The 2,286-nt window shown below is 71.6% G+C and carries 1 protein-coding gene and 2 pseudogenes; all 3 read right to left on the bottom strand.

The window, feature by feature from the left end:
* Window positions 1-516: pseudogene (locus KS423_RS43815) on the bottom strand (hypothetical protein); the annotation flags it as partial.
* A gap of 290 nt (window positions 517-806) precedes the next feature.
* Window positions 807-2,027, bottom strand: coding sequence for an acetyl-CoA C-acetyltransferase (locus tag KS423_RS43820; protein ID WP_224285270.1), 1,221 nt, complete (start codon window positions 2,025-2,027; stop codon window positions 807-809).
* 63 nt (window positions 2,028-2,090) lie between these two features.
* Window positions 2,091-2,286, bottom strand: a pseudogene (locus KS423_RS43825) (SGNH/GDSL hydrolase family protein); the annotation flags it as partial.

The following is a 2,286-nucleotide window of genomic DNA, read 5'->3' on the forward strand; positions in this document are numbered from 1 at the left end:
GGCCTCGCGGCGGGCCCGGGCGTCCTTGGCGGTCTCGCCGACCGGGTGGCCGGGGCGCAGCGGCACGCCGCCCTCGGCGCCGGGCTCGGCGGGGACGGTGCCGCCCTCGTTGATCAGGTCCTCCAGCGCGGAGCGCAGCGCCTCGCCGAACTCCGGGTCCATCGTCCCGGCGTTGTCGGCGGCGTCCTGCGGGCCGGTGGGGCGGGGGAAGAAGAGCGGCCACTCGTCGGTGCCGGAGAACGTGCCGGAGAACGGGGAGTCGAACAGCGGCGCGTCCTCGGCCGCGCGGGCCTCCTGCTCGGCCCAGAACGCCCGGGCCTCGGTGATCTCCCGCTCGCGGTCGGCGGCGAGCGCCTCGGTGACGGCCCGGCGTATCGCGGCCTCGTCCACCGGCGTGGGCGCGGCCTGGGCCGCGGCCTGCGCGTCCAGCCGGCGGGACAGTCCCCGGAGGTGGAGCAGCACGGCGGTCGACACGGTGATCAGGATCAGCAGCAGGATGGTGTAGACGGCGCTCACGGAACGTACTCCTAGCGAGGAGCGGAACGGGGTTACGTGTCCACACTGCCGCATGCGGGGCTGTTACCGCAGTGGCGAATGTCCAATTCGTCCGCAACTTTCGCCCTTGTCCCCAAATTGTTAGGTAACGCCGTTCTACGCAGTGGAGTTGATCCGCTCCGCAGTGTCGATTTCCGGGCCGAAAACGACAGAAAAGAGGGCCGGATCGACCTTGCGGTGTGATTCGGCCCTCAATTACGCAGCGTCACTCCAAATGGGTGGTCCAGACCCTTCGGAGGGTGACCGGAGGGTCAGCTGAGGCGCTCGATGACCATCGCCATGCCCTGGCCGCCGCCGACGCACATGGTCTCCAGGCCGAACTGCTTGTCGTGCCACTGCAGGGAGTTGATCAGGGTGGTGGTGATCCGGGCGCCGGTCATGCCGAAGGGGTGGCCGACCGCGATCGCGCCGCCGTTGACGTTCAGCTTGTCCAGGTCGACGCCGAGGTCGCGGTAGGACGGGATCACCTGGGCCGCGAAGGCCTCGTTGATCTCGACCAGGTCGATGTCGTCGATGGTCAGGCCGGCCCGCCTGAGCGCCTGCTTGGAAGCCTCGACCGGGCCGTAGCCCATGATCTCGGGGGAGAGCGCGCTGACACCGGTGGAGACCACCCGGGCGAGCGGGGTGATGCCCAGCTCGCGGGCCTTGGTGTCGGACATGATGACCAGCGCGGCCGCGCCGTCGTTCAGCGGGCAGCAGTTACCTGCGGTCACGGTGCCGTCGGGGCGGAACACCGGCTTCAGGCCGGCCACGCCCTCCAGGGTGACGCCGGCGCGCGGGCCGTCGTCCGTGCTGACCACGGTCCCGTCCGGAAGCGTCACCGGGGTGATCTCACGCTCCCAGAAGCCGGCCTTGATGGCGGCCTCGGCGAGGTTCTGCGAGCGGACGCCGAACTCGTCCTGCTCGGCGCGGGTGATGCCCTTGAGCGCGGCCAGGTTCTCGGCGGTCTGGCCCATCGCGATGTAGGCGTCCGGCAGCAGGCCGTCCTCGCGCGGGTCGTGCCACTCGCCGCCACCCTCCTCCGCGCGCTTCTTGGTGCGGGCCTGGGCCTCGTCGAAGATCGGGTTCATGGTGCCCGGCAGGCCGTCCGAGGTGCCGTTCACGCTGCGCGAGACGGTCTCCACGCCGGCCGAGACGAAGACGTCGCCCTCGCCCGCCCTGATCGCGTGCAGTGCCATCCGCGTGGTCTGGAGCGAGGAGGAGCAGTAGCGGGTGATGGTGGCGCCGGGCAGGTAGTCCATGCCCATCTGGACGGCCACGATGCGGGCCAGGTTGTGGCCCTGCTCGCCGCCGGGCAGGCCGCAGCCCAGCATCAGGTCGTCGATCTCGCGCGGGTCGAGCTGCGGCACCTTGGCCAGGGCGGCCTGGATGATGTGGGCGGTCAGGTCGTCCGGGCGGACGTCCTTGAGCGAGCCCTTGAAGGCCCGGCCGATCGGCGAACGGGCGGCGCTGACGATGACGGCTTCGGGCATGGCGGGCTCCTCGCTCGGTGACGGCGGACCTGGCGTCCGGGAGGAAAGTTACCGCCTGGTAGGTCAGGCGTCACCCGCCGCAGGGTGTGAGCTGGCCGACGTGTTCCCGGAGGCCCCGCCGGGGGCCGTACCGGCTTTCTTCCCGTTCTCCGGGCCGGGCAGGCCTATCCGCAGCCGGTGCCGCAACTGGGCCCAGCGGCGCCCGGCGTCCTCCGCCGGCACGGCCGCCACCTCGGTGCCCGCCCGCCCGGCCGCCGCC

The sequence above is a fragment of the Streptomyces sp. LS1784 genome (assembly GCF_020103755.1).
In the GTDB taxonomy this organism is placed as follows: Bacteria; Actinomycetota; Actinomycetes; order Streptomycetales; family Streptomycetaceae; genus Kitasatospora.

Coding starts and splice junctions, on each gene's coding strand:
- KS423_RS43820 (WP_224285270.1), bottom strand. CDS start 2,027: ATGCCCGAAGCCGTCATCGTCAGCGCCGCCCGTTCGCCGATCGGCCGG.